The sequence below is a fragment of the Segeticoccus rhizosphaerae genome, from assembly GCF_005222685.1.
GTDB lineage: Bacteria > Actinomycetota > Actinomycetes > Actinomycetales > Dermatophilaceae > Segeticoccus > Segeticoccus rhizosphaerae.
Genome location: NZ_SWMA01000046.1, coordinates 1 through 23,274, shown reverse-complemented (window position 1 = coordinate 23,274; position 23,274 = coordinate 1). Strand labels below are relative to the sequence as shown.

The following is a 23,274-nucleotide window of genomic DNA, read 5'->3' as shown; positions in this document are numbered from 1 at the left end:
CGCTAGCCGGCGACGAGGTAGGAGTACTCGTGGTGGGACTCGAACCCGGCGGCCCGGTACAGCGCCACGGCCGGGAGGTTCTCGGTGCCGACCTGCAGGTAGACCGAGCGAATCCCCCGGCTGCGTGCCTGACCCGCGGCCGCCGCCACCAGCAGACGGCCGAGGCCCCGACGTCGGTGGTCGGGCCGCACTGCCAGCAGGTTGATCCCCGCCCACACGTGCGCGAAGGCCACCCTGACGGCTGCCACGGTGGCCCCGTCCTGCTCCGCCACCAGGAAGACCTGGTCCGGGGCGGCCACGACGATCTGCTCCGCGGCAGCGCGGTGCGCTGGCGACACGTCGGCGAGCGACCACCACGCAGCGCTGGGCCGGTCGAGGGCGTCGACCGTCACGCCTGTCGGCCCGTCGGTGGACGGCAGCGGGTCGGTGCTCGCGGTCAGCACCGCGGTGCGCTCGCCCTCCTGGTAGCCGCGTGACAGCAGCAGCGCACCCAGCGGATCGTCTGCCGCGACGAACCCCGCCGGCCCGTGCAGGGCGATCCGGCAGGGCAGGGCGCGTTCGGCATACCAACTCTCCGCCCGTTCCACGGCGGCGCCGAGCTCGACTCCCGGATCGCCCACCGCCAGCACCGAGTTGGCGCGTCTGGTGTACCCCGCCGAAGCGCGCAGGCGCCAGTCACCGAGCGGTGCCTGCTCGACGGCCGGCCAGCCAGCGGCCATGACCCGTTCGAGGTCGCTCATCGACAGGGCGCGGTGCGGAGCGCCCCTGCGCACCGGTCGGGGTGGCACCTCCTTGACGATCGAGATCTCGGCCAGCGGGATCACGTCGACGCCGTGCCGCGTCTGCACGGTGACGGTGGCGGCGTCGAGTGCCTCGATCGTGCCCACCGAGTCGGTGTGGCGGCCGTCGGGCAGCTCGTGCCGCACGACAGCGCGGATCCCGAGACGCAGACGAGGCAACGGGTCTGGGGTTTTCACAGCTCATTTTCTCCTGCCAGAATGTGGGCCGCCGTGATGTAGTGGCAGCTGAGTCGGCATACTGAGAAGGTACCGAGCCGTTCGCAGGAGGACCGCAGCACCATGACCTACGTCATCGCCCAGCCTTGTGTCGACCTCAAGGACAAGGCCTGCATCGAAGAGTGCCCTGTCGACTGCATCTACGAGGGCCAGCGGTCCCTCTACATCCACCCCGACGAGTGCGTGGACTGTGGGGCGTGCGAGCCGGTCTGCCCGGTGGAAGCGATCTACTACGAGGACGACACGCCTGAGGAGTGGGCCGAGTACTACAAGGCCAACGTCGAGTTCTTCGACGACCTCGGCAGCCCCGGCGGCGCGGCGAAGCTCGGCCTGATCCCGAAGGACCACCCGATCATCGCGGCCCTGCCACCCCAGGAACATGACGTCTAGTCCTCGTCCTTGATGACGGCCACCGGCCTGCCCGACTTCCCGTGGGACTCGCTCGCTGCGTTGAAGCAGCGAGCGAGTGCTCATGCTGGGGGGCTCGTGGACCTCTCGGTGGGCACCCCGGTCGACGCCACACCCGAGGTGGTGCGGCGCGCGCTGGCCGACGCGTCGAACGCACCGGGCTACCCGCAGGTGTGGGGCACGCCCGACCTACGACAGGCCGTGGTGGACTGGTTCGAGCGACGGCGTGGGGTGCCGGGCCTCGACCCCGACGGCGTGCTCCCCACGATCGGCAGCAAGGAGCTGGTCGCCTGGCTCCCCACACAGCTCGGCCTGGGCAAGGGCGACACCGTGGTGCACCCCGAGGTGGCCTACCCCACGTATGACGTGGGGGCGCGGCTCGCGGGCGCGTCGCCGCGGCCGATGCGCAGCCTGACCGGCCTCGGGCCGATGACGCGCGCATCCGCACCGGGGCTGCTGTGGCTCAACACCCCGTCCAACCCGACCGGCCAGGTGCTCGGCCTCGGCCACTTGCGCAAGGTGGTGAGCTGGGCGCGCCTGCACGGTGTGCTCGTGGCCAGCGACGAGTGCTATGCCGAGCTGGACTGGCGCGAGGACCCGGGCGAGGACGACTCCGGCCGGGCGGCCGTCTCCACGCCGAGCCTGCTCGACCCCCGGGTCTGCAGAGGTGATCCCACCGGGCTGCTCGTCGTCTACTCGCTGTCCAAGCGCAGCTCGATGGCGGGCTACCGCGCCGGCTTCGTGGCCGGCGACGTGTCGGTGGTGCGTCGGTTGCTCGAGGTCCGGCGGCACGCCGGGATGATGCTGCCGTGGCCGGTGCAGCGGGCGATGGTGGCCGCGCTCGGCGACGACGAGCACGTCGCGGTCCAGAAGGCCCGGTATGCCCGCCGCAGAACGACCCTGACCAAGGCGCTGGCAACGAGCGGCTTCCGGGTGGACCACTCCGACGCGGGTCTCTACCTCTGGTCGAGCCGAGGAGAGGGCTCCTGGGAGACGCTCGAGTGGCTGGCCGGGCACGGCATACTCGCGGCGCCTGGCACCTTCTACGGCCCTGCCGGCGCGGAGCACGTCCGGATCGCCCTGACCGCCTCGGACGAGCGCATCGAGGCGGCGGCGCAGCGACTGGCCTGATCTTTCGTGGCCGGTGCCCCGTTCAGGTGGCTCGACGTTCTGGGGTACCGTCGAGAGCGCTGATCTTCCGGCAACGGAGCCGGGTCTCGAGGAGGACGAATAGATGACCAACGACGCTGCCACGTTCACGACGGGCGACACCAAGCTGAGCTTCCCCCTCGTCAAAGCCCACGAGGGCAATGACGGCTACGACGTGTCGGCGCTCCTGAAGGAGACCGGCAACGTCACGCTGGACGTGGGCTTCGTCAACACCGCCTCGTGCCAGTCCAAGATCACCTACATCGACGGCGCCGCCGGCATCCTGCGCTATCGCGGCTACCCGATCGAGCAGCTCGCGGAGAAGTCCTCCTTCATCGAGACCTCCTACCTGCTCATCTACGGCGAGCTGCCCACCGCCGACCAGCTCGACGACTTCGACCAGCGGCTGCGGCGGCACACGCTGCTGCACGAGGACCTCAAGGGCTTCTTCCAGGGGTTCCCCCGCGACGCGCACCCGATGCCGGTCCTCTCCTCGGCCGTCTCGGCGCTCTCGACCTTCTACCAGGACAGCCTCGACCCGTTCGACCAGGAGCAGGTCGAGATCTCGACGGTCCGCCTGCTCGCCAAGCTGCCGACGATCGCGGCCTACGCCTTCAAGAAGAGCGTCGGGCAGCCGTTCCTCTACCCCGACAACGACCTCGGGCTCACCGAGAACTTCCTGCGCATGACCTTCGGGCTGCCGGCCGAGGCCTACGACCTCGACCCCGACCTGGTCAAGGCGCTCGATCTGCTGCTCATCCTGCACGCCGACCACGAGCAGAACTGCTCGACCTCGACGGTGCGCCTCGTGGGGTCGGCCCAGGCCAACCTGTTTGCCTCCGTCTCGGCCGGCATCAACGCTCTCTTCGGCCCGCTGCACGGTGGCGCCAACGCGGCCGTGCTCGACATGCTCGAGGGCATCCAGGCCGACGGTGGCGACGTCGACGAGTTCGTCCGCAAGGTCAAGAACAAGGAGGACGGGGTCAAGCTGATGGGCTTCGGCCACCGCGTCTACAAGAACTTCGACCCGCGGGCCACCATCATCAAGAAGACCGCCGACGAGATCCTGGGCAAGCTGGGCAAGCGCGACGAGCTGCTCGAGATCGCGCTCAAGCTCGAGCAGGTCGCCCTGGCCGACGACTACTTCGTCGAGCGCAAGCTCTACCCCAACGTCGACTTCTACACCGGCCTCATCTACAAGGCGATGGGCTTCCCCACGCGGATGTTCACCGTGCTGTTCGCGATGGGACGGCTGCCGGGGTGGATCGCCCAGTGGCGCGAGATGATCGAGGACCCGCAGACCAAGATCGGACGCCCCCGGCAGATCTACGTGGGCGAGACCGAGCGCGACTACGCGGCGATCGAGAAGCGCTGACCCCACCAGTTCTCGCCCCACCCCTCCCACGATCTCCCCTCCCGGGGCGTGGACGCGGGGCGGTCGGTGCGGGAGCGACTAGCCGGAGTCGCCGGCGAGGGTGATGCGCACGGTCGTCGAGGTGGCGGCGGGGCGTTCGGCCGAGGGCCAGGTCCAGCCTGACTCCTCACGGCTGCGAGTCCACGTGTGGTCACCCACCGTCACCGCGGTGACGTCGTCCGCCTCTGCGTGCGCCACGGCCCAGGCGCCGACCGTCCACGCCACCGTGGGGGTGCGCACCGCGACGGTCAGCTCGCCGGACGAGACGCGGGGTGTCAGCCCGGTCTCTCGCGTGAGCTTCTGCGCCAGCGCGGCGGCGTCTCCGGCGCCGTTCGGCGGGTCGAGGCGACAGCCGATGGCGCCCGGGACCTGCCCGGTGAGTACCGAGGCGAGCACGCGTCCCTCGGTCTCGTGCTCGGCATACGCCGTGGGGTAGCCGCTGCGCTGCACCTCCTGAGCCATGTCTCCGATCGGCGCGGTCTCGTAACCGGGCACCTGGATGAGTCGGTCGTAGAACGCGCCGCTCGCGTGGACGGCGTCCTGCACCTGGTCGGCGGTGCCCCAGCCCTGGCTCGGCCGCTGCTGGAACAGCCCGAGCGAGTCACGGTCGCCGTAGGTGAGGTTGCGCAGCTTCGACTCCTGGATCGCCGTGGTGAGGGCGATGGTGGCCGCTCGTGGGGGCAGGGCCCGGCGGACCGCCACCGCGCTGATGGTCGCCGCGTTGGCACTCTGCTCGGGCGTGAGCGACTGTTCCATCGACCCGACGACGAAGCGGCACCCCGGCGCGCCGAAGTTGTGCAGCAGCCCCCTGACCCCGACGAAGGCCCCGATACCGACCGCGGCCACCAGCACGAGGACCAGGGCGCGACCGAACAGGCGCCGGGCGGGGCTGTGGTGGGGACGGGAACCGGGCGGACGAAGGTGCGGGAAGTCGCGGTGGCTCGGGTGCTCGCGTGGGTCAGTCGTTGGCATGCAGGACCGTGTTGAGCGTGATCCCGAATCCCTCTCGGGGCAGTGCCTCGACCGCTCCGGACTGGGAGTTGCGGCGGAAGAGCAGCCCCGACCGTCCGCTCAGCTCCCGCGCCTTGACGACCTCGGACGCATTGCCGTCGGTGACGAGCACCTTGGTGCCGGCCGTGACGTAGAGCCCGGCCTCGACCACGCAGTCGTCCCCGAGCGAGATGCCGGTGCCCGACTGGGCGCCGAGCAGGCAACGCTCCCCGATGCTGATCCGCTCGGTGCCGCCCCCAGACAGGGTGCCCATGATGGAGGCGCCGCCGCCCACGTCGGTGCCGTCTCCCACCACGACGCCCTGCACGATGCGCCCCTCGACCATCGAGGTGCCCAGGGTGCCCGCGTTGAAGTTGACGAAGCCCTCGTGCATCACGGTGGTGCCGGCCGCCAGGTGGGCGCCGAGCCGGACGCGGTCGGCGTCGGCGATGCGCACGCCTGAGGGCACGACGTAGTCCGTCATCCGGGGGAACTTGTCGATCCCGTGGACCTGGACGGCCCCGAGCTCGCGCATCCGCATCCGCCTGCGCTCGAAATCGTCGACGGGGCACGGGCCGTGACTGGTCCAGACGACGTTGGTGAGGACGCCGAACAGGCCGTCCAGGTTGATCGTGTTGGGTCGCACCAAGCGGTGTGACAACAGGTGGAGGCGCAGGTAGGCGTCCGGCACGTCGGCCGGCGGCGCATCGAGGTCCACCGAGACGTGGGTGACACGCATCCGGACTCCCCGGCGGGGGTCCTCCTTGTCGAGCGAGACGAGGTCGGCCGGGGGACCGTAGGGGCTGTCGTCGTCGGCCGGCCCCAGCGCAGGCTCAGGAAACCAGGTGTCGAGGACCTGGCCGTCCATGGTCTCCGTGGTCAAGCCATAGCCCCACGCCGCGCGCTCGTCGGTCATGGGCCACAGCCTAGGCGAGCGGCCCACGGCCATCGCCACCGCTTGGATACGCTGCGTGGCATGCCCCCGCACCCCACGCTCGACCTCACGGCCGACGTCGTCACCCTGACAGCCGCGCTGTGCGACATCGAGTCGGTGAGCGGGGAGGAGGCGGCCCTGGCGGACGCCGTCGAGGCCGCCCTCGCGACGCTGCCACACCTGACCGTGACCCGTGACGGCAACGCCGTCGTGGCGCGCACGGACCTGGGACGGGCCGAGCGGGTCGTGCTGGCAGGGCACCTCGACACCGTCCCCCTGACCGAGCCGCCCAACCTGCCCACCAGGCGGGACGGCGACGACCTGGTCGGACGCGGCACGGTCGACATGAAGGGTGGGGTGGCGGTCCAGCTGCGGCTGGCGCAGACGGTGCCCGAACCCACCCGGGACATCACCTACGTCTTCTACGACTGCGAGGAGGTCGAGGAGGAGCGCAACGGGCTGGCTCGTCTCGGCCGCAACCGGCCCGATCTGCTGGCCGCCGACTTCGCCGTGCTGCTCGAACCCACCGACGGCAGCATCGAGGGCGGCTGCAAGGGGACGCTGAGGGCCGACGTCGTGGCCCGGGGCACGGCCGCACACTCGGCGCGGCCGTGGAACGGCCACAACGCGATCCACGAGGCCGGCACCATCCTGCAGCGGCTCGTCGCCTACCAGCCGCAGATCGTGCGGGTCGACGGGCTCGACTACCACGAGGCGCTGGGCGCGGTGGCCGTCCACGGCGGCATCGCCGGCAACGTCATCCCCGACACCTGTGTGGTGACCGTCAACTACCGCTTCGCCCCCAGCAAGAGCGCCGAGCAGGCCGTCGCCCACGTGCGCTCGCTCATGCAGGGGTATGACGTGCAGGTCACCGACCTGGCCGCCGGGGCGCGCCCGGGGTTGCAGCGGCCGGCCGCGCAGGGTTTCGTCGAGGCGCTCGGCCTGCCCGTGGTGGCCAAGGAAGGATGGACCGACGTGGCACGGTTCGCCGCGCTGGGCGTGCCCGCCGTGAACTTCGGCCCCGGTGACCCGAACCTCGCCCACCATGACCACGAGCGTTGTCCGGTCGAGCAGCTCGTTGCCGCCGAGTCGGCGCTGGTGCGGTGGCTGCGTTGAGGTCGGCCCGCACAGCCCTGCGTCGGACGTCGACGTCCCGTAGGTTGAGGTCGTGAGCGACAAGACCTACCAACTCGGCCCGGTCACCCTGAGGGGCGAACGGGCGCCCGACTCGACCGCCGACCAGCGGCTGCTGGACAACGACGGGCAGGCCGACTGGCTGCACACCGATCCTTGGCGGGTGCTGCGCATCCAGAGCGAGTTCGTCGAGGGCTTCGGGGCGCTCGCCGACCTCGGACCGGCGGTGAGCGTGTTCGGGTCGGCCCGCGTGCAGCCGGACGACCCCACCTACGCCCTGGCCGGCGAGGTGGCCAAGCACCTGGTCGAGGCCGGCTACGCCGTCATCACCGGAGGAGGACCGGGCACCATGGAGGCGGCCAACAAGGGCGCCTTCGAGGCCGGTGGCACGTCGGTCGGCCTCGGGATCGAGCTGCCGTTCGAGGACGGCCTCAACCGCTACGTCGGCCTCGGCATCAACTTCCGCTACTTCTTCGCGCGCAAGACGATGTTCGTCAAGTACGCGCAGGGTTTCATCGTGCTGCCGGGTGGTTTCGGCACGCTCGACGAGCTCTTCGAGGCCGTGACGCTGGTGCAGACCCGCAAGGTCACCAACTTCCCGATCGTCCTGATGGGATGCGACTACTGGAGCGGTCTGCTGGACTGGCTGCGCGACACCGCGCTCGCCAGCGGCACCATCGCCACACGCGACGTCGACCTCTTCCACCTCACCGACGACCCGGAGCAGGCCGTCCGGATCATCACAGAGGCCGAGGAGCAGCTCCCGGCCAAACGCCCCGAATAGGTCCTCAGGCGAGGGCCCGGCGGGCCTGCGCCGGTGTGCCCGTCCGCAGCGCGGCCACCATGTCGAGCACCTGCCGGGTCGCGGCCACGTCGTGCGCGCGGACGACCCGCACGCCCTCCCAGGCCGCCACGGCGGTGGTCGCGAGCGTGCCGGTCACCCGGTCCGTCTTGGGCCCGGTGAGGCCCAGGGCCTCCGCGACGAACTTCTTGTTGGAGACCGCCAGCAGCACCGGCCATCCCGTGCCGACCAGCTCGCCGACCCGGCCGGTCGCCGCCAGCGAGTGGTACGTGTTCTTGCCGAAGTCCTGGGCCGCGTCGATGAGGATGCCGTCCTCGCGCACCCCGGCCTCGACCGCCGACTCGGCGAGCGCGGTGGTGCGCTCGAGCACGTCGGCCAGCACGTCGGCATACCGGACCCGGTGCGGATCGGTGCGCGGCGGGTGACCACCGGTGTGAGCGCAGACGTAGCCGGCGCCGTGGGCGGCGGCGGCGGCGAGGATCTCGGGGTCGTGGCCCGCCCAGGCATCGTTGACCAGGTCGGCCCCCGCCGCGCAGGCCGCGTCCGCGACGGCGGCACGCCACGTGTCGACGCTGATGACCAGGTCGGGATGCTGCTCGCGGACCGCGGCGATGAACGGCACGACACGCCGCACCTCCTCCGCCGCGTCCACGTCGTCGCCCGGCCCGGCCCGCACGCCTCCGATGTCGACGGCATCGGCGCCGTTGGCCACCGCCGTCCGCACCGCCGCGAGGGCCGCCCCGTCTTCCACGAAGGCGCCGTGGTCGTAGAACGAGTCGGGCGTGCGGTTGATGATGGCCAGCAGCGCGGTCTCGCCCGGCGCGAAGCGGCGACCCCGCAGGACCAGGTCGCGGGCGTGAGTCGTCGGACGTGACATGGCACGATCATCTCGTGATCGTTCTGGAGGTGTGCGTGGTGGTCGTGCTCGTGGGGCTGACCGCTGCCGCCGTGCTCGGGAAGTTCGGTGGAGACTGGTCCGATCCGGTCTCGAGCCGCCGGCAGGAGCAGCTGCCCGACGGCCACCTCGGTCGCGACGACCTGCTGGCCCTGAGGTTCGACCAGGGACTGCGGGGCTACCGGATGGACCAGGTGGACGCCGTGATCACCCGGCTCACCGAGGAGCTCGAGGACCGCGACCGGCAGCTCGCCTCGCTGCGGCGTGGCCCAGAGGGCCGCAGTGAGGGTGGACCCGACGCCGAGAGCAGCGGGGGCTGAGCGCGCGGATGGGTTCCTTCGAGGCCCGCGAGGCGGTGGCCGCCGCGTGAGCGACACCCTGACCGCCCACACATCGCCGGTGAGGGATTCCGTGCTGCGCACCGTCGTGGCGCTGCGACACCGCTTCCTGGTGCAGGTCGTCCTCGCCTATCTCGCGCTGCGGCTGTTCACCGCGATCGTGCTGGTCATCGCCGCCCGCCACCAGCAGCCGGTCGCGTGGACCGGTCCCCACCCCGACTACTTCTCGATGACCGTCCTGTGGGACGGCACCTGGTATCGCCGCATCGCCGAGCACGGCTACCCCGCGGTGCTTCCGACCGACGCGAGCGGCGCGCTGCAGCAGAACGAGTGGGCCTTCTACCCCCTCTTCCCGATGATGGCCAGCGCCCTGATGAAGGTCACCGGCCTCGGCTTCCCGGTGGTCGGCTCGAGCCTGGCGCTCGTGCTCGGGACGGTGGGGGCCGGCGTCATGGGGGTGCTGCTGCGGGAGCGGCTGGGCGCGAAGGTCGCCCTCGCCGCCGTCTGCGTGTATGCCGCGTCGCCCCCCTCACCGTCGCTGCAGGTCGCCTACACCGAGTCGCTGGCGATCCTGCTGCTGTGCGCGTTCCTGCTCGCGCTGAGCCGGGAACGCTGGCTGGTCGCGTCCGTCCTGGCCCTCTGCACCGGCCTGGCCCGGCCGATCGCGCTCCCGCTGGGACTCGTGGCGCTGGTCGCGGTGGTCCTGCGCTGGCGCCGCCGTGAGCGCGAGCCGGTCAGCCGCCGTGACTACGGCTCGATGCTGACCGCCCTCGTCTCGTGCGGCGTGGCCGGTCTGATGTGGCCGGCGATCGTGTGGTGGGGCACCGGGTCACCGTCGGCGTACACCGACACCATGGGGACCTGGCGGTCATCCGGCAAGGTCACCCCGTTCGCGCCCTGGCTGGGCATGGGGCAGTACTTGTTCGGGTCCACGGTCGCCCCGATCGGGCTGGCGCTGATCGCCATCGCGTTCGTGGTCGTCGTGTGCGGGCCCTGGGCGCGCGGTCTGGGGCCGCTGCTGCGCACCTGGTGCCTCGGCTACGTGCTCTACCTCGGTGCGGTGCTCGACCCGTGGACCAGCGTCTACCGTTACCTGCTCGAGCTCTTCCCGCTCGCGGCGGTCATGGTCGGCGGCGCCTGGCTCAACGACCGGGACCAGGCGTCCCGGCACGTCATGCTGCGCACGGTCATCCTGGTCCTGCTCGGGCTGGCCTGGCAGGTCTGGTGGGTGCGGGAGCTGTGGATGTTCGTCCCGCCCGTCGACAACCCCCCGTGACCGGGCCCTGACGGCGAGTCTGGCGGCCTAAACGCAAGCGACGCTGGCGCAAGCCCGGCGAGCTGACGGGTTGGCCGTGTGTCGCACGGCGTGTCGCGCAGTAGTGCCAGCGCGACGTGCGGGTTCCGTTCCTCAACGGCCGGTGAATTCCGGCCTCTCCTTGGCGAGGAAGGCCTGCACCGCGGCGTGGTGGTCCTGGGTGTCACCGGTCAGGGCCATCAGCTCGCCCTCGTGGGCCAGGGACTCCGACAGGGAATGTCCGGCCGAGAACTCGACCGCCCGGCGGATCGAGCCGTAGGCGAGGGTCGGGCCCGCGGCCAGCGTCGAGGCCAGCTCGGCCACGGTGGACGAGAGCTCGTCGGCAGGCACGACCCGCGTGGCCAGTCCGAGCTCGAGCGCCTCCTGTGCCTTCACCGTGCGCGGCAGGAGCAGCAGCTCCTTGGCCTTGGCCGTGCCGACCAGCCGCGGAAGCGCCCACGACGAGCCCGAGTCGCAGGAGAGCGCGATGCCGGCGAAGGCGAGATTGAAGCCGGCCGACTCGGCCAGGATCCGCAGGTCGCAGGCGAACGCGAAGGCCGCGCCCGCCCCCGCGGCCACCCCGTTGACGGCGGCCACGACCGGCTTGTCCATCGTGGCCAGCAGCTCGACGATCGGGTTGTAGTGGCGGGGCACGGTCTCCCACAGAGAAGGGTCGCGCCGCTGCTGCAGCTCGATGTGCTCGCGCAGGTCCTGGCCCACGCAGAACGCCCGCCCGGTGCCGGTGAGCACGACGCACCGCACGGTCGGGTCCTCGGCGACTCCCTGCAGCGCCGTCAGGAGCGCCTCCTTGGTGGGCGTATCCAGCGCGTTCATGGCGTCGGGGCGGTTGAGGGCCACCGTCGCCACCCCGCCGTCGCGCGTCACCGCGACCGGCGCGTCGGTGGCGTTCGGGGCGCCGGCCGGGCGGGCGGGCTGTGGTGTTTGCTCAGACATGGCACGGGCTCCTCGGGTCGTGGACTTGCCAGCAGGCTAGTGCGCCTGGCCGGCCAGCTCCTCCCCGGCCAGGCACTGGTCGACGAAGGCCCGGGCCGGTGGCAGCAGCACGGCCGAGGTCTGGTCGAACAGGGCGGCGGCTTCGTGCCCCGGCCACACGGGCGGGAGGACCTGCGGTGGCAGCCCGGGATCGCGGAAGAGGAACTTGCGCCACTCGTGCACCAGCTCGGTGCGACTGGCGAAGGCCAGCTGCGGGTCCGGGTCGGCGGGGAGCCGCGCCCGCAGCAGGCGGGTCTGCTCCAGGAAGCCGCGGTAGTCGTCGGCGAGGCCGGCCAGGTCCCACAGCCCGGCCGCGAGGTCGTGCCCGTCGTCGCCGTAGTCGGCGTGGAAGGCCGTGCAGGTCACCCCCTCGGTCCGCAGCGCGCTCGACAGCTCCGGGTTCGGGCGCGGCGCCACCCAGGTGTCCCGGGCGAGCCGGGCGTAGCCGAGGTAGCCGAGCCCGGCCGCGACCCGGGCGCGCACGGTGCGATCCTGGGGGCGCCGCAGGATGACCACGTGCCACCTGCCGTCCCACGGTGACTCGTCGGTCCGGTAGATCCGGCGCCATGCCTCGGCGAGCCGGTCGCGCGCGCGGGGTGTCGCGGCATACCCGCGTTGGCCTTCCCGCTCGACGCGCTCGAGCCAGCCCTCCCTGACCAGCCGGGACACGGCGGTGCGGACCGCGGGGGAGGCGATGTCGACGGCACCCAGCAGTCGGATGATGCTCGCGATGGGCGCCCAGTTGCCGCGGTCGCGCAGGTGGTCGCCGTAGAGGTCGAAGACTGCCGCTCGTGCATGCACGAGGTCAGTCTTGCCGATGCGGATTTCCCCCCGGAGGAGGTAGGCGCGATAATGGGGTTAAGTTGCTGCGCGCCGCGAGACAGAAGGTGTGGCGTGGAGGTGCGCACGCTCGGAGATCCACGCGACGGAAGGGGAACCCGATGGCGGCGATGAAGCCGAGGACCGGAGACGGTCCGCTGGAGGTCACCAAGGAAGGGCGCGGCATCGTGCTGCGCATGCCCCTCGAGGGTGGTGGCCGCCTGGTCGTCGAGATGAACGCCGATGAGGCGCAGGCACTCGGTGACGCGATCAAGGGTTGCCTCGGCTGACGTCCCCTTCTCGACACATTCTCGGGCCCCGACCATGACGGTCGGGGCCCGAGGTGCTTCGGTCGCGCGGGAGGGCCTGACGCTCGAGGATCAGCGCTTCACCGCGACGAGGAGCCCGTCGCCGGTGGGCAGCAGGGCGGGCACGAGGGCGTCGTCGTCCCGGAGCGCCTTGCCGAGGTCGCGCAGCACGGTCGTCGTCTCGTCGCGGGCGGCCGGGTCGGCCACCTTGTCGTGCCAGAGCATGTTGTCGAGGGCGAGCACGCCACCGGGGCGCAGCAGCCGCAGCGCCTGCTCGACGTATGCCGGGTACTCCGGCTTGTCGCCGTCGATGACGACCATGTCGTAGGCGCCGTCGGTCAGCCGGGGGAGCACCTCGAGGGCAGGGCCGGAGATCACGCGGGTGCGCTGCGGCGGGATGCCGGCCGCGGCATACGCCTTCTTGGCGGCCCGCTGGTGCTCCGGGTCGACGTCGATCGTCGTGAGTATGCCGTCCGAGGGCATCCCGGCCATCAGCCAGAGTCCGGACGAGCCGGCTCCGGTGCCGACCTCGACCACGGCCTTGGCGCGGGCCGCGGCGGCCAGCAGGCGCAGCGCCGCCCCCACGCCGGGCTGCACCGGGGTGCACCCGAGCTCCTCACCGCGAAGCCGGGCCCGCTCGATGACCTCGGTCTCGCCGACGAAATCCTCCGAGTAGGCCCAGGTGGCCGGCTTCTGTGCACTCATGCGTCACACCCTAGCGACCCGGCCGCTGAGGAGCTGCGGCCAGATGTCACAGCAAATACTCAGGTTGACCGGCAACCATGGACGCTGTCACGGCGTCTCACGGGGTGTCGGGTCGCAGTCGAGACACGAAGACGCAGGCACCAGGGAGCCGAGCAGGTATGAACACCGTCGATCAGCCGCAGGGCGCCGCCGGCACGTTGCCGGTCGATGCCGCCTGGGTTCCTCCGACCTGGGAGGAGGTCGTCTCGCAGCACTCCGCGCGGGTCTACCGCCTCGCCTACCGGCTCACGGGCAACCAGCACGATGCCGAGGACCTCACCCACGATGTCTTCATCCGTGTCTTCCGGTCGCTGCACTCCTACCGGCCCGGCACCTTCGAGGGCTGGCTGCACCGGATCACGACCAACGTCTTCCTCGACAAGATGCGCCGCAAGCAGCGGATCCGCTTCGACGCGCTCGCCGACGACGCTGCCGCCCGGCTGCCCTCCCGTGAGGCCGGCCCCGAGCAGCACTACGCCGACACCCACTTCGACGACGACGTGCAGCGCGCCCTCGACGCCCTCGCCCCCGACTTCCGGGCGGCTGTGGTGCTCTGCGACATCGAGGGCCTGTCCTACGAGGAGATCTCCGCGACGCTCGGCATCAAGCTGGGCACCGTGCGCTCCCGCATCCACCGCGGCCGCGCCCAGTTGCGTGAGGCGCTCGCTCACCGGGCGCCCGACCGCACGCGGCAGACCGCCTCGAGCCGTCCGCCCCTCACGGTGGGGCAGGTCGCCCCGGGCCTGCGATGAGTACCCAGCCCTCGGTCCGCGAGCACCTCGGGGACCGGCTCAGCGACTACGTCGACCGGGCGATGCCCGAGCACGACCTGTGGGTCTGCGATCGGCACGTGCTGATCTGCCCTTCCTGTGGCGAGGCCGTAGCGGAGGAGCGTCGCCTGCTCGAGTCCCTGCGTCGCCTCGATGGAGTCCCGCCAGGCGGGGACGCGCTGCGGCAGACACTGCTCGGACTCGCCGCCGAGGTGCCGCTGCCCGTGGAGTCCGGCCCGCAGCGGCTTCCTGTCCTGTCCACCGGAGCGCCGGCCATGCACCGGTCGGCCCGTCTCTCCCTCGCCCTCGCGGGCGCTGCCGCCGCCGCGTGCGCCGTGGCGGCGTGGGCGGTGGCCGGCGCCCAGCCGCTTCCCACAGACGGCACCACACCCGTCGCCAACCCGTCGGGCGCGGTCGTGCGGCCGGTCGACCTCGACACGTCGATGTCGGGCTGGAGGGTCGTCCCGGCAGGGGCGGCGGCCTTCCAGGTCGACCACCGGCATCTGCCCTGACCGCCCCGCGCGGAGCCCGATCGGGCACAATCGCCGCATGAGCGGCGACGACGAGCGGCGAGGATGGAGCGGAGCGACGCCGCCGCCGAGGAGCGCGAACGCGGGAGACAGCGGCGACGACGAGCGGCGAGGATGGAGCGGAGCGACGCCGCCGCCAGCCGGCCCCTACGCGCCGCCGCCCGTCGGGCCGTCGGCCCACCAGCCCGGGGGCCCATATGTCCAGGGGCCAGGGCCGGGGCCGTCCCGGGCACCATGGGGACCACAGCAGCCCGGTCGCGGACCGGGATATCCGGGCAGCCCGTGGCAGGTCGGTCCGACCCCGCAGGGCCCGCCCCCGCAGGGTCCCTGGCCACCGGCCCCCTCCCGCCCCGACAGCGGTAGCCACCTGGGCTGGGGGCTCCTGGTCGGCGCGGTCCTGCTCGCGCTGGTCGCCGGGGTCCTCGGTGGGGTCACCGGCGCCTACCTGGCCAGTGACGACCAGAGCACCCTTGCGCTCTCCCCGGGAGCCGGGGCCACGAGCCGGCCGGAGGGCTCGATCGCCAACATCGCCGCCAAGGCACTGCCCAGTGTCGTCACCCTCAAGGTCAGGGGCAACGGCCGGGCCGGCACCGGGTCGGGATTCATCGTCCGCGAGGACGGCTACCTGTTGACCAACAACCACGTCGTCTCGATGGGTGGCGGCGACACCAGCATCATCGTGCAGTTCTCGGACGGCACCCAGGAGCGGGGCAAGGTCGTCGGCAGCGACGCGTCATACGACCTCGCCGTTGTCAAGGTGGAGGAGAAGGGGCTGCCGACGCTCACGTTCGGCTCGTCCAGGCGGGTGGCGGTCGGGGACCCGGTCATCGCGGTCGGGGCGCCACTCGGGCTGGAGAGCACCGTCACCAGCGGCATCGTCAGCGCGTTGAACCGCCCTGTCTCCGCTGGGGACTCACAGGACGAGCGCTCCTACATCAACGCCATCCAGACCGACGCAGCAATCAATCCCGGCAACTCCGGGGGGCCGCTGCTGGACGGGTCAGGTCGGGTCATCGGGATCAACTCGGCCATCGCCCGGATCCCCAGCGCGGGCGGCGACGAGTCAGGCAGCATCGGAGTGGGTTTCGCCATCCCGAGCGACCAGGCGCGCAGGACGGCAGAACAGCTCATCAAGACCGGCAAGGCCGAGCACCCAGTCATCGGAGTGCTGCTCGACCGCCGGTATGACGGGCAGGGCGTCAAGATCATCGACACGAAGGACGCCGGCGGGCAGGACCCCGTCGTCCCGGGCGGTCCCGCCGACAAGGCCGGGCTGAAGCCCGGCGACGTCATCCTCAAGCTCGACGGCAAGCCGGTCACCGACACCGACGAGCTCGTCGTGCAGATCCGCGCGCACGCGATCGGGGACGTCGTCACACTGCTGGTCCGCAGCGACGGCCGGGAGCGTACTGTGAAGATGACCCTCGAAGGCAGCGGCTGAACGCCGCAACAGGACCGAGCGAAGGACAACCGTGCCCGTCAACATGTGGGAGTTCGTGATCCTCGTGGTCGTGGGCCTCATCGTGCTCGGACCCGAGCGGCTGCCCGAGTATGCCCAGAAGCTGGGTCGGTTGGTCCGTCAGGCCAGGACGATGGCCGAGAACGCGCGCAGCCAGCTCGGCGACGAGCTCGGGCCGGAGTTCAAGGACGTCGACTGGGAGCAGTTCGACCCCCGGCGTTACGACCCGCGTCGGATCGTCCGGGAGGCGTTGCTCGACGACGGCGACGACGAGGTCGACGCCGAGAGCCCTGCCGATGAGGCCGGGCCGACGATGCCGGCGCAGCGTCGCGCGCCCGAGTACGACCCGTCGGCCCCCACGCCCTACGACGTGGACGCGACCTGATCCTCGGGAGGGATCATCGGCCGGTGGGGGTCAGCCCGAGCGAGCGGCCGGCCAGGCCGCGCGACCTCGTGCGCAGTCCGCGGGCGATGCCACGCAGCGCCACGGCCGCTGGGGTGGTCGGCTCGGACAGCACCACCGGGGAGCCGTTGTCGGCGCCCTCGCGCAGCCGGGTGTCCAGCGGGATCTGACCGAGCAGCGGCACCTCGGCCCCGACCGAGCGGGTCAGCGAGTCGGCCACCACCTGACCGCCGCCGGATCCGAAGATCTCCTGCCGCGAGCCGTCCGGCAGCTCGAGCCAGGACATGTTCTCGATGACGCCGACGATGCGCTGGTGTGTCTGCAGCGCGATCGAGCCGGCCCGCTCGGCCACCTCCGCGGCTGCCTGCTGCGGCGTGGTGACCACGAGGATCTCGGCGCCGGGGATCAGCTGCGCCACCGAGATGGCGATGTCGCCGGTGCCCGGCGGCAGGTCGAGGAGCAGGATGTCGAGGTCGCCCCAGAACACGTCGCCGAGGAACTGCTGCAGGGCGCGGTGGAGCATCGGGCCACGCCACACGACCGGCTGGTTGCCCGGGACGAACATGCCGATCGAGATGACCTTCACCTCGTGCGCGATCGGAGGCAGGATCATGTCGTCGACCTGGGTGGGGCTGTGCTGGACCCCCAGCATCCGGGGCACGGAGAAGCCGTAGATGTCGGCGTCGACGATGCCGACCCGCAGGCCGCTCTCGGCCAGCGCAGCGGCCAGGTTGACCGTCACGGACGACTTGCCGACGCCCCCCTTGCCGGACGCCACGGCATACACCCGCGTGAGCGAACCGGGCTGGGCAAACGGGATCTCGCGCTCGGCGGCGCCGCCGCGCAGGCTCTCGCGCAGCTGCTTGCGCTGCTCGGGAGACATGACGCCGAGTCGCACGTCAACGCCGGTCACGCCCTCGACCGCCGCCAGGGCGGCGGTGGTGTCACGCGTGATGGTGTCCTTGAGCGGACAGCCCGACACCGTGAGCAGGACGGTCACGACCACATGACCGGACTCGGTGGCCTCCACCGACTCGACCATGTCGAGCTCGGTGATGGGCTTGCGGATCTCGGGATCGTTGACCGTGGCGAGGGCCGCCATGAGGGCGTCGTGCGAAGGGGCGGGCATGCCCCCATGCTAGGTCGTGCGTTGACCGCGACCGGTCTCGGGCTGCTCGCGCCGGGCACGCGTGACGGATGCGCCGACCCCGCCATCGGGCCGCGCCGCGTCACCGTTCGCCTCGCTCAACCGGAACCGGTCGTCCATGTCGTCGAGGAGGCTGCGCAGCTCGGAGCGCAGGTAGTCGCGGGTGGCCATGTCGCGCATGGCGATGCGCAGCGCGGCGACCTCACGGGTGAGGTACTCGGTGTCGGCGAGGTTGCGCTCGTCGCGGGCCCGGTCCTGCTCGATGGTCACCCTGTCCCGGTCGTCCTGCCGGTTCTGCGCGAGCAGGATCAGGGGGGCGGCATACGACGCCTGGGTGGAGAAGAACAGGTTGAGCAGGATGAAGGGGTAGGGGTCCCACTTCAGGCCGAACAGGCCCACCAGGTTGAAGGCGATCCACACGATGACGAAGACCGTCATGTAGCCCAGGAAGCGGGCGGTGCCCATGAACCGGGCGAAGCCCTCGGCGAACCGGCCGAAGGCGTCGGGGTCCATGTTCGGGCGCCGGATGAACGGCTGACGCGTCTCGCGCGGCTGGTCGAGCCGTGCTGCGTCTCTCTCGTAGCGGCGGGACCGCTCAGCCATGGGTCACCTCGTCCCGCTCCTCGCGCCAGTCCTCGGGCAGGATGTGGTCGAGCACGTCGTCGACGGTGACGGCGCCGATCAGCCGCCCCTCCTCGTCGGCCACCGGCACCGCCACGAGGTTGTAGTTGGCCATCATGCGGGTCACCACGCCCAGCGGCGCATTGGCCATGAGCGGCTCGATGTCCTTGTCCAGGATCGATCCCACCGCGGCCTGGGGAGGCTCGCGCAGCAGCCGCTGGATGTGCACCAGCCCCAGCCACTTGCCGGTCGGCGTCTCCAGCGGTGACCGGCAGACGAAGACCGCGGCCGCGAGCGCCGGTGACAGCTCGACTCGCCGGACCACCGCGAGCGCCTCGGCGACCGTGGCCTCGGGGCTGAGGATGACCGGTTCGGTGGTCATCATGCCGCCGGCGGTGTCCTCGTCGTAGGTGAGCAGCCGCCGCAGTGGCTCCGCATCGTCCGGCTCCATCAGCTGCAGCAGCTGCTCGGCCGTCTCGGCGGGCAGCTCGGAGAGCAGGTCTGCCGCGTCGTCGGGCTGCATGGCCTCGAGCACGTCGGCGGCCCGGTCGGTGGCCAGGTGGGTGAGGATCTCGACCCGGTCGTCCTCGGGCAGCTCCTCGAGGACGTCGGCGAGCTTGTCGTCGGGCAGCGCGGCGGCGACCTCGCTGCGCCGTCTCGGGCTGAGGTCGTGCAGCGCGTCGGCCAGGTCGGCGGGCTTGAGCTCCTCGAACGTCTCGAGCAGCCGGGCCGCGCCCTGGCCGGCGTCGGGCTCGTGCAGCCCGGAGACCTCGTGCAGGTCGACCAGCACCGTCTCGCCGCGCCGGCGCCCGAACCGGGAGAGTCCGCGCTGTGGGCTGCCCTTGCGGCAGAAGACCTTGACGATGGCCCAGTCGCGGCTGCGCTGCTGCTCGATCGCGATGTCCTCGACCGTCGCGTCGAACTCGCCGTCGTCGGGAGAGGACACGTGGATCTGCCGGTCCAGCAGCTCGGCGAGCACGAGCGTCTCGGTGCTGCGCTGCTCGAAGCGTCGCATGTTGACCAGCCCGGTCGTGATGACCTGCCCGGCATCGACACTCGTGACGCGGGTCATCGGCACGAACACCCGGCGGCGGCCCGGCACCTCCACGACCAGCCCGATGACCCGCGGTGGGCGACGGACGGAGCCGAAGCTGACCACCACGTCGCGGACGCGCCCCACCTCGTCGCCCAACGGGTCGAAGACGCTGAGCCCGGCCAGCCGGGCCACGAACACGCGCGTCGTCGAGGTCACGCAGGCAAGGCTATCCGGCGAGGCCGGACGAGCCGGTCAGGCTCGGCGGCGGCGGCGACGGCGCACCCGGGGCCTGCCCCTGGCGTGCCACGGCCGCCACGTCGCGGTGGTGGCCGGCGTGGGCACGGGCGCCGCCGCGCCGGAGGCGTCGTCGTAGTGCCCCGGCTCCTCGAGCGCGTCTCCGTGCGGCGAGAGGGCCATGACGACGTTGTCATGGGCCCATCGCGCCACGGTGTCGCCCGGTGGCGCGTTGAGCCGGCTCGCCTTGAGCGCCTGGGTGGCGGTGCCCCACTCGTCGTCGAGGTCGGCGTCCTCCGGCGAGAGCCGCCGGGTGTGCGCCGGTACCCGCAGCAGGCGCCCCTCGTGGTCCTTGCTGCGCAGCACCAGCACCACCTCGTCGGGCAGGTCGGGCAGCGGCTGCTCCCCGGGACCGCTGACGACGTATGCCGTGTTGTTGACCCAGACGTGCCACACCGGCCAGGCCCGGTCGCCCGGCACCTCCACCCAGAGCAGGCCGGACTTGCTGGCGGCTTCGGCGACGAGCCGGGACAGGTCGGTCACCTTCCTGACCCTACGGCTTCGCGGGCGACGGGTGGCCAAGGTCACGGGCGCGAGCCGGTGACGACCCGGCATACGCCTCGGTAGGGTCCCGGGATGAGCAGCCTGCCCGTGTCCCGTCCGCTCCGGTCCCGCCGATCCAACCTCGCCGTGCCCGGTTCCAGCCCCAAGATGCTGGACAAGGCCAAGGGGCTGGCCGCCGACCAGGTGTTCCTCGACCTCGAGGACGCGGTGGCGCCGCTGGCCAAGCCGGATGCCCGCAAGAACATCGTGGCGGCGTTGAACGAGGGCGGCTGGGAGGGCAAGGTCCGTGCCGTCCGGGTCAACGACTGGACCACGCAGTGGACCTACGCCGACGTCGTCGAGGTGGTCGAGGGCGCCGGGGCGAATCTCGACGCGATCATGCTGCCCAAGGTGCAGACCGCGGAGCAGGTCGTCGCGCTGGCCCTGCTGCTCAGCCAGATCGAGAGGGCCACCGGTCTGGAGGAGGGCCGCATCGGCATCGAGGCGCAGATCGAGAACGCGCTGGGACTCACCAACGTCAACGCGATCGCCGCCGCGTCGCCGCGGGTGGAGACGATCATCTTCGGGCCCGCGGACTTCATGGCGTCGATCAACATGAAGTCGCTCGTGGTCGGGGAGCAACCGGACGGGTACGACGTCGGCGACGCCTACCACCACATCCTGATGTCGATCCTGATGGCGGCGCGGGCGCATGAGAAGCAGGCCATCGACGGGCCCTACCTGCAGATCCGCGACGTCGATGGGTTCCGCCGGGTCGCAGGGCGATCGGCGGCCCTTGGCTTCGACGGCAAGTGGGTGCTGCACCCGGGCCAGCTCGACGCGGCCAACGAGGTGTTCAGTCCGCGCCAGGAGGACTACGACCACGCCGAGAACATCCTCGACGCCTACGAGTTCCACACCTCTGAGGCCGGCGGCAAGCGGGGTGCGGTGATGCTGGGCGACGAGATGATCGACGAGGCCTCGCGCAAGATGGCGCTGGTGATCTCGAGCAAGGGTCGCGCGGCCGGGATGACGCGTCAGGACCGCTGGCAGCGTCCGGACTCCTGACGGGCGCCGTCTCACGCCTCGGCCCGGCGTCCGACTCCGGGTCCCTGCTCGGCATGCTGGCTCCGGGGGCTCGCGCGGGTCCCGAGCGGTATCACGTGGCCGCGCGCCAGCACGTAGGTCACCGATTGGCAACGACTGGGCGGCTCACACAACCGACCACCGTCACGGGGCGTCTGCCGTGGTAGGAACCGATGAGGATGAGGCGGGCGGTCGTGCCCGGTAGGAGGGGCAGACGTGACGAGCTCGATGCTGCGGCGGGACTTCATCAAGCACGCCGCCTCGGTGGGGGCCTCGGTGGGGGTCGCGGTCATGCTCGGACGCCGGCCCGCATCCGACGCCGGCCAGCCACCGGAGGCCCCGAGCGGACCGCCAGCGCCCGATCCCGACGACGGAGCAGACTCGCCCCCCGACTCGGAGCAGGGGTCGGACTCCGGCGAGGCCGAGCCGCAGGACGAGACCCCGGCGGTGCCGTCGGTCCTGCGCCCGGGTGACTCCGGCGACGCGGTCCTCGGCGTGCAGCGACGGCTCGGCGAGCTCGGCTACTGGTGCGGAACGCCGGACGGCCACTACGGCGGCCTGACCACCTCTGCCGTGACGGCCCTGCAGAAGGTGGCCGGCCTGACCCGCGACGGCTTGTGTGGATCGGCCACCAACCGTGCCCTTGAGGCGGGCACGCGTCCCCGAGCCGGCACCCACAGCGGTCACGTCATCGAGATCCACCGTGACACGCAGGTGCTGCTCGTGGTCGACTCCGGCCGGGTGGGAACGATCCTCGCGACCTGCACCGGGTCCGAGGTGCCCTACGTCTCCGAGGGCCGCACCTGGAGCGCGCGCACCACGCCGGGCAGCTACCACGTCTACTACCGCAAGGAGGGGTGGGACCACGGCCCGCTCGGCGACCTCTACCGTCCGATGTTCTTCAACGGTGGCATCGCGGTGCACGGGTCGACGTCGGTGCCGCCCCATCCCGCCTCCCACGGCTGCTGCCGCCTCACCATCCCGGCGATGGACATGATCCTCGCCCGCGGACTCATCACGATGGGTACCGCCGTCGTCGTCTACTGACCGCGACGAGGGCCAGTCCTGAGGCTCTGCAACCAATTCCGTCATTCTCGAGACAGGCGCATCCCTGCACAACCAGACTGGGATGCCGCGCGTGTCAGTCAGTGAGAGCCGGAGCCGCCGGGGCGCCGGCCAAGGGTGACAGCGTCTCGGGGAGCAGGTCATGGAACTGGAACGACGGGCATTCGTGAAGGGGGCAGCGGCCACCGCTGCCGGTGGAGCACTCGGACTGCTGGGGGTGGTGTCAGGGGCCGAACCCGCGCTTGCGGCAACCTCGCCCACACTCCGACAGGGTTCCCACGGCACGGCGGTGCGGTCACTGCAGCGTCGGCTGTCCTACCTCGGTTACTGGTGCGGCGCGGTCGACGGCGTCTTCGGCGGTATGACACGCTCGGCAGTCATCGCGCTGCAGAAGGTCGCGAGGATCGCGAGGGACGGGATCTGCGGGCCGGTCACATGGTCGAAGGTCCGCGCAGGTGTGCGCCCGGCCGCGAGGACTCACAGCGGTCACGTCATCGAGGTGCACCGAGACCGGCAGGTCCTGCTGGTGGTCGACTCCGGCCGGGTGCGGACGATCCTCGCCGCGAGCACCGGTTCGGAGAACCCCTACTACAGCCAGGGCCGCTGGTGGAGTGCTCGCACGACACCCGGCCGCTACCGCGTCTACCTCCAGCGAAACCGTTGGGACAGTGGACCACTCGGCTCGCTCTATCGTCCGATGTACTTCAACGGCGGCATCGCGGTGCACGGTTACACGTCGGTCCCGACCTACCCCGCGTCGCACGGCTGCGTCCGGGTCAGCATCGCGGCCATGAACCTGCTCTGGCTGGGCGGCCGGATGGGCATCGGCACCGGGGTCAACGTCTACTGACCCCACCTCCGGTGCGGAATCATCGAGAGGTTAGGTGCCCGAATTGGGACCTTGGCCTCAAGGGGTGACTGCAACACCTGGCGTTGAGAGGTGTGCAGATGAGTGCTCGTCGGGGTAGTCCGCGGTTGCCGGTTGAGGTGGAGTATCGGTTCTGGGCTCAGGTCCGCGATTGCCTGACGGTTGAGCAGGCCGCGGTGGTGGTGGGCGTGTCGGCGACCAAGGGGCGGGCCTGGTTTCGAGATCGTGGCGGGGTGATGCCATCGGCGGATGCGGGACGACGCAAGCGATGTTT

26 protein-coding genes and 1 pseudogene are annotated in these 23,274 nt (G+C 71.4%); 16 read left to right on the top strand and 11 right to left on the bottom strand.

Annotated features, from left to right (window positions below; genetic code table 11):
• Positions 1-2 precede the first annotated feature (2 nt).
• Positions 3-977: a GNAT family N-acetyltransferase gene (locus FCN22_RS19500; RefSeq protein ID WP_137123234.1), complete on the bottom strand. Its 975-nt coding sequence runs from the start codon at positions 975-977 to the stop codon at positions 3-5.
• Between the two features lie 102 nt (positions 978-1,079).
• Between FCN22_RS19500 and fdxA the strand changes: the two genes are divergently transcribed.
• From fdxA to FCN22_RS19485, 3 genes are all read left to right on the top strand, one after another.
• Positions 1,080-1,406 (top strand): ferredoxin, encoded by a 327-nt coding sequence (gene fdxA / locus FCN22_RS19495; RefSeq protein ID WP_137123233.1) that lies wholly within the window; start codon positions 1,080-1,082, stop codon positions 1,404-1,406.
• Between the two features lie 12 nt (positions 1,407-1,418).
• Complete coding sequence (gene dapC, locus FCN22_RS19490) at positions 1,419-2,555, top strand: succinyldiaminopimelate transaminase (protein WP_137123232.1); 1,137 nt, start codon at positions 1,419-1,421, stop codon at positions 2,553-2,555.
• A 103-nt stretch (positions 2,556-2,658) separates the two neighbouring features.
• Entirely contained in the window at positions 2,659-3,948 is a 1,290-nt protein-coding gene (locus tag FCN22_RS19485; RefSeq protein ID WP_137123231.1) for a citrate synthase, read from the top strand.
• 78 nt (positions 3,949-4,026) lie between these two features.
• On the opposite strand, the gene FCN22_RS19480 is transcribed toward FCN22_RS19485, so the two are convergent.
• Both FCN22_RS19480 and dapD read right to left on the bottom strand, forming a co-directional pair.
• Positions 4,027-4,959: a hypothetical protein gene (locus tag FCN22_RS19480; RefSeq protein WP_202911699.1), complete on the bottom strand. Its 933-nt coding sequence runs from the start codon at positions 4,957-4,959 to the stop codon at positions 4,027-4,029.
• Positions 4,946-5,893 (bottom strand): 2,3,4,5-tetrahydropyridine-2,6-dicarboxylate N-succinyltransferase, encoded by a 948-nt coding sequence (dapD, locus tag FCN22_RS19475; RefSeq protein WP_137123230.1) that lies wholly within the window; start codon positions 5,891-5,893, stop codon positions 4,946-4,948. The genes FCN22_RS19480 and dapD overlap by 14 nt, the downstream gene beginning before the upstream one ends.
• 60 nt (positions 5,894-5,953) lie before the next feature.
• On the opposite strand from dapD, the gene dapE reads away from it, so the two are divergent.
• Complete coding sequence (gene dapE / locus FCN22_RS19470; RefSeq protein WP_137123229.1) at positions 5,954-7,027, top strand: succinyl-diaminopimelate desuccinylase; 1,074 nt, start codon at positions 5,954-5,956, stop codon at positions 7,025-7,027.
• Positions 7,028-7,079: 52 nt separating this feature from the next.
• The gene (locus tag FCN22_RS19465; RefSeq protein ID WP_137123228.1) at positions 7,080-7,829 is read left to right on the top strand and encodes an LOG family protein; all 750 of its coding nucleotides are present in this window, start codon (positions 7,080-7,082) and stop codon (positions 7,827-7,829) included.
• Between the two features lie 4 nt (positions 7,830-7,833).
• On the opposite strand, the gene folP is transcribed toward FCN22_RS19465, so the two are convergent.
• Positions 7,834-8,724 carry a dihydropteroate synthase gene (gene folP, locus FCN22_RS19460; RefSeq protein WP_137123227.1) on the bottom strand — a complete coding sequence of 297 codons (891 nt, stop codon included), beginning with the start codon at positions 8,722-8,724 and terminating at the stop codon, positions 7,834-7,836.
• A gap of 14 nt (positions 8,725-8,738) precedes the next feature.
• On the opposite strand from folP, the gene FCN22_RS19455 reads away from it, so the two are divergent.
• Both FCN22_RS19455 and FCN22_RS19450 read left to right on the top strand, forming a co-directional pair.
• Entirely contained in the window at positions 8,739-9,062 is a 324-nt protein-coding gene (locus FCN22_RS19455; protein ID WP_162308261.1) for a DivIVA domain-containing protein, read from the top strand.
• 46 nt (positions 9,063-9,108) lie between these two features.
• Positions 9,109-10,356: a putative hexosyltransferase gene (locus FCN22_RS19450; RefSeq protein WP_238384861.1), complete on the top strand. Its 1,248-nt coding sequence runs from the start codon at positions 9,109-9,111 to the stop codon at positions 10,354-10,356.
• Between the two features lie 132 nt (positions 10,357-10,488).
• On the opposite strand, the gene FCN22_RS19445 is transcribed toward FCN22_RS19450, so the two are convergent.
• Positions 10,489-11,328, bottom strand: a complete 840-nt coding sequence (locus tag FCN22_RS19445) for an enoyl-CoA hydratase/isomerase family protein (protein WP_137123225.1) — start codon at positions 11,326-11,328, stop codon at positions 10,489-10,491.
• Between the two features lie 36 nt (positions 11,329-11,364).
• Complete coding sequence (locus FCN22_RS19440; protein WP_137123224.1) at positions 11,365-12,168, bottom strand: PaaX family transcriptional regulator; 804 nt, start codon at positions 12,166-12,168, stop codon at positions 11,365-11,367.
• A gap of 140 nt (positions 12,169-12,308) precedes the next feature.
• Here FCN22_RS19440 and FCN22_RS19435 point away from each other — a divergent pair, with 140 nt between their 5' ends.
• Positions 12,309-12,476 (top strand): DUF3117 domain-containing protein, encoded by a 168-nt coding sequence (locus FCN22_RS19435; protein ID WP_137123223.1) that lies wholly within the window; start codon positions 12,309-12,311, stop codon positions 12,474-12,476.
• A 90-nt stretch (positions 12,477-12,566) separates the two neighbouring features.
• Here FCN22_RS19435 and FCN22_RS19430 read toward each other — a convergent pair whose 3' ends face one another.
• Positions 12,567-13,199 carry an O-methyltransferase gene (locus FCN22_RS19430; protein ID WP_137123222.1) on the bottom strand — a complete coding sequence of 211 codons (633 nt, stop codon included), beginning with the start codon at positions 13,197-13,199 and terminating at the stop codon, positions 12,567-12,569.
• 158 nt (positions 13,200-13,357) lie between these two features.
• Here FCN22_RS19430 and sigE point away from each other — a divergent pair, with 158 nt between their 5' ends.
• The 4 genes from sigE to FCN22_RS19410 are packed head-to-tail and all read left to right on the top strand — an operon-like array spanning position 13,358 to position 16,382.
• Entirely contained in the window at positions 13,358-13,990 is a 633-nt protein-coding gene (sigE, locus tag FCN22_RS19425; protein WP_137123221.1) for an RNA polymerase sigma factor SigE, read from the top strand.
• Positions 13,987-14,520, top strand: a complete 534-nt coding sequence (locus FCN22_RS19420; protein ID WP_137123220.1) for a zf-HC2 domain-containing protein — start codon at positions 13,987-13,989, stop codon at positions 14,518-14,520. The genes sigE and FCN22_RS19420 overlap by 4 nt, the downstream gene beginning before the upstream one ends.
• A gap of 37 nt (positions 14,521-14,557) precedes the next feature.
• The gene (locus FCN22_RS19415) at positions 14,558-15,979 is read left to right on the top strand and encodes a S1C family serine protease (protein WP_137123219.1); all 1,422 of its coding nucleotides are present in this window, start codon (positions 14,558-14,560) and stop codon (positions 15,977-15,979) included.
• 31 nt (positions 15,980-16,010) lie between these two features.
• Positions 16,011-16,382, top strand: coding sequence for a sec-independent translocase (locus FCN22_RS19410; protein WP_238384860.1), 372 nt, complete (start codon positions 16,011-16,013; stop codon positions 16,380-16,382).
• A 13-nt stretch (positions 16,383-16,395) separates the two neighbouring features.
• Here FCN22_RS19410 and FCN22_RS19405 read toward each other — a convergent pair whose 3' ends face one another.
• The 4 genes from FCN22_RS19405 to FCN22_RS19390 are packed head-to-tail and all read right to left on the bottom strand — an operon-like array spanning position 16,396 to position 19,981.
• Positions 16,396-17,529 carry an Mrp/NBP35 family ATP-binding protein gene (locus FCN22_RS19405; protein ID WP_137123218.1) on the bottom strand — a complete coding sequence of 378 codons (1,134 nt, stop codon included), beginning with the start codon at positions 17,527-17,529 and terminating at the stop codon, positions 16,396-16,398.
• A gap of 9 nt (positions 17,530-17,538) precedes the next feature.
• On the bottom strand, positions 17,539-18,150 hold the full coding sequence (locus FCN22_RS19400) for a DUF1003 domain-containing protein (RefSeq protein ID WP_137123217.1): 612 nt from the start codon (positions 18,148-18,150) through the stop codon (positions 17,539-17,541).
• Positions 18,143-19,420, bottom strand: coding sequence for a magnesium transporter MgtE N-terminal domain-containing protein (locus FCN22_RS19395; protein ID WP_137123216.1), 1,278 nt, complete (start codon positions 19,418-19,420; stop codon positions 18,143-18,145). Before FCN22_RS19395 ends, FCN22_RS19400 begins: the two co-directional genes overlap by 8 nt.
• Positions 19,421-19,456: 36 nt before the next feature.
• The gene (locus FCN22_RS19390) at positions 19,457-19,981 is read right to left on the bottom strand and encodes a hypothetical protein (protein ID WP_137123215.1); all 525 of its coding nucleotides are present in this window, start codon (positions 19,979-19,981) and stop codon (positions 19,457-19,459) included.
• Between the two features lie 93 nt (positions 19,982-20,074).
• On the opposite strand from FCN22_RS19390, the gene FCN22_RS19385 reads away from it, so the two are divergent.
• The 4 genes and pseudogenes from FCN22_RS19385 to FCN22_RS22400 form a co-directional block, all read left to right on the top strand.
• The gene (locus tag FCN22_RS19385) at positions 20,075-21,049 is read left to right on the top strand and encodes an HpcH/HpaI aldolase/citrate lyase family protein (protein WP_137123214.1); all 975 of its coding nucleotides are present in this window, start codon (positions 20,075-20,077) and stop codon (positions 21,047-21,049) included.
• Between the two features lie 234 nt (positions 21,050-21,283).
• Complete coding sequence (locus FCN22_RS19380) at positions 21,284-22,114, top strand: L,D-transpeptidase family protein (RefSeq protein ID WP_137123213.1); 831 nt, start codon at positions 21,284-21,286, stop codon at positions 22,112-22,114.
• Between the two features lie 160 nt (positions 22,115-22,274).
• Complete coding sequence (locus FCN22_RS19375; protein WP_137123212.1) at positions 22,275-22,982, top strand: L,D-transpeptidase family protein; 708 nt, start codon at positions 22,275-22,277, stop codon at positions 22,980-22,982.
• A gap of 98 nt (positions 22,983-23,080) precedes the next feature.
• A pseudogene (locus FCN22_RS22400) lies at positions 23,081-23,274 on the top strand (IS30 family transposase); the annotation flags it as partial.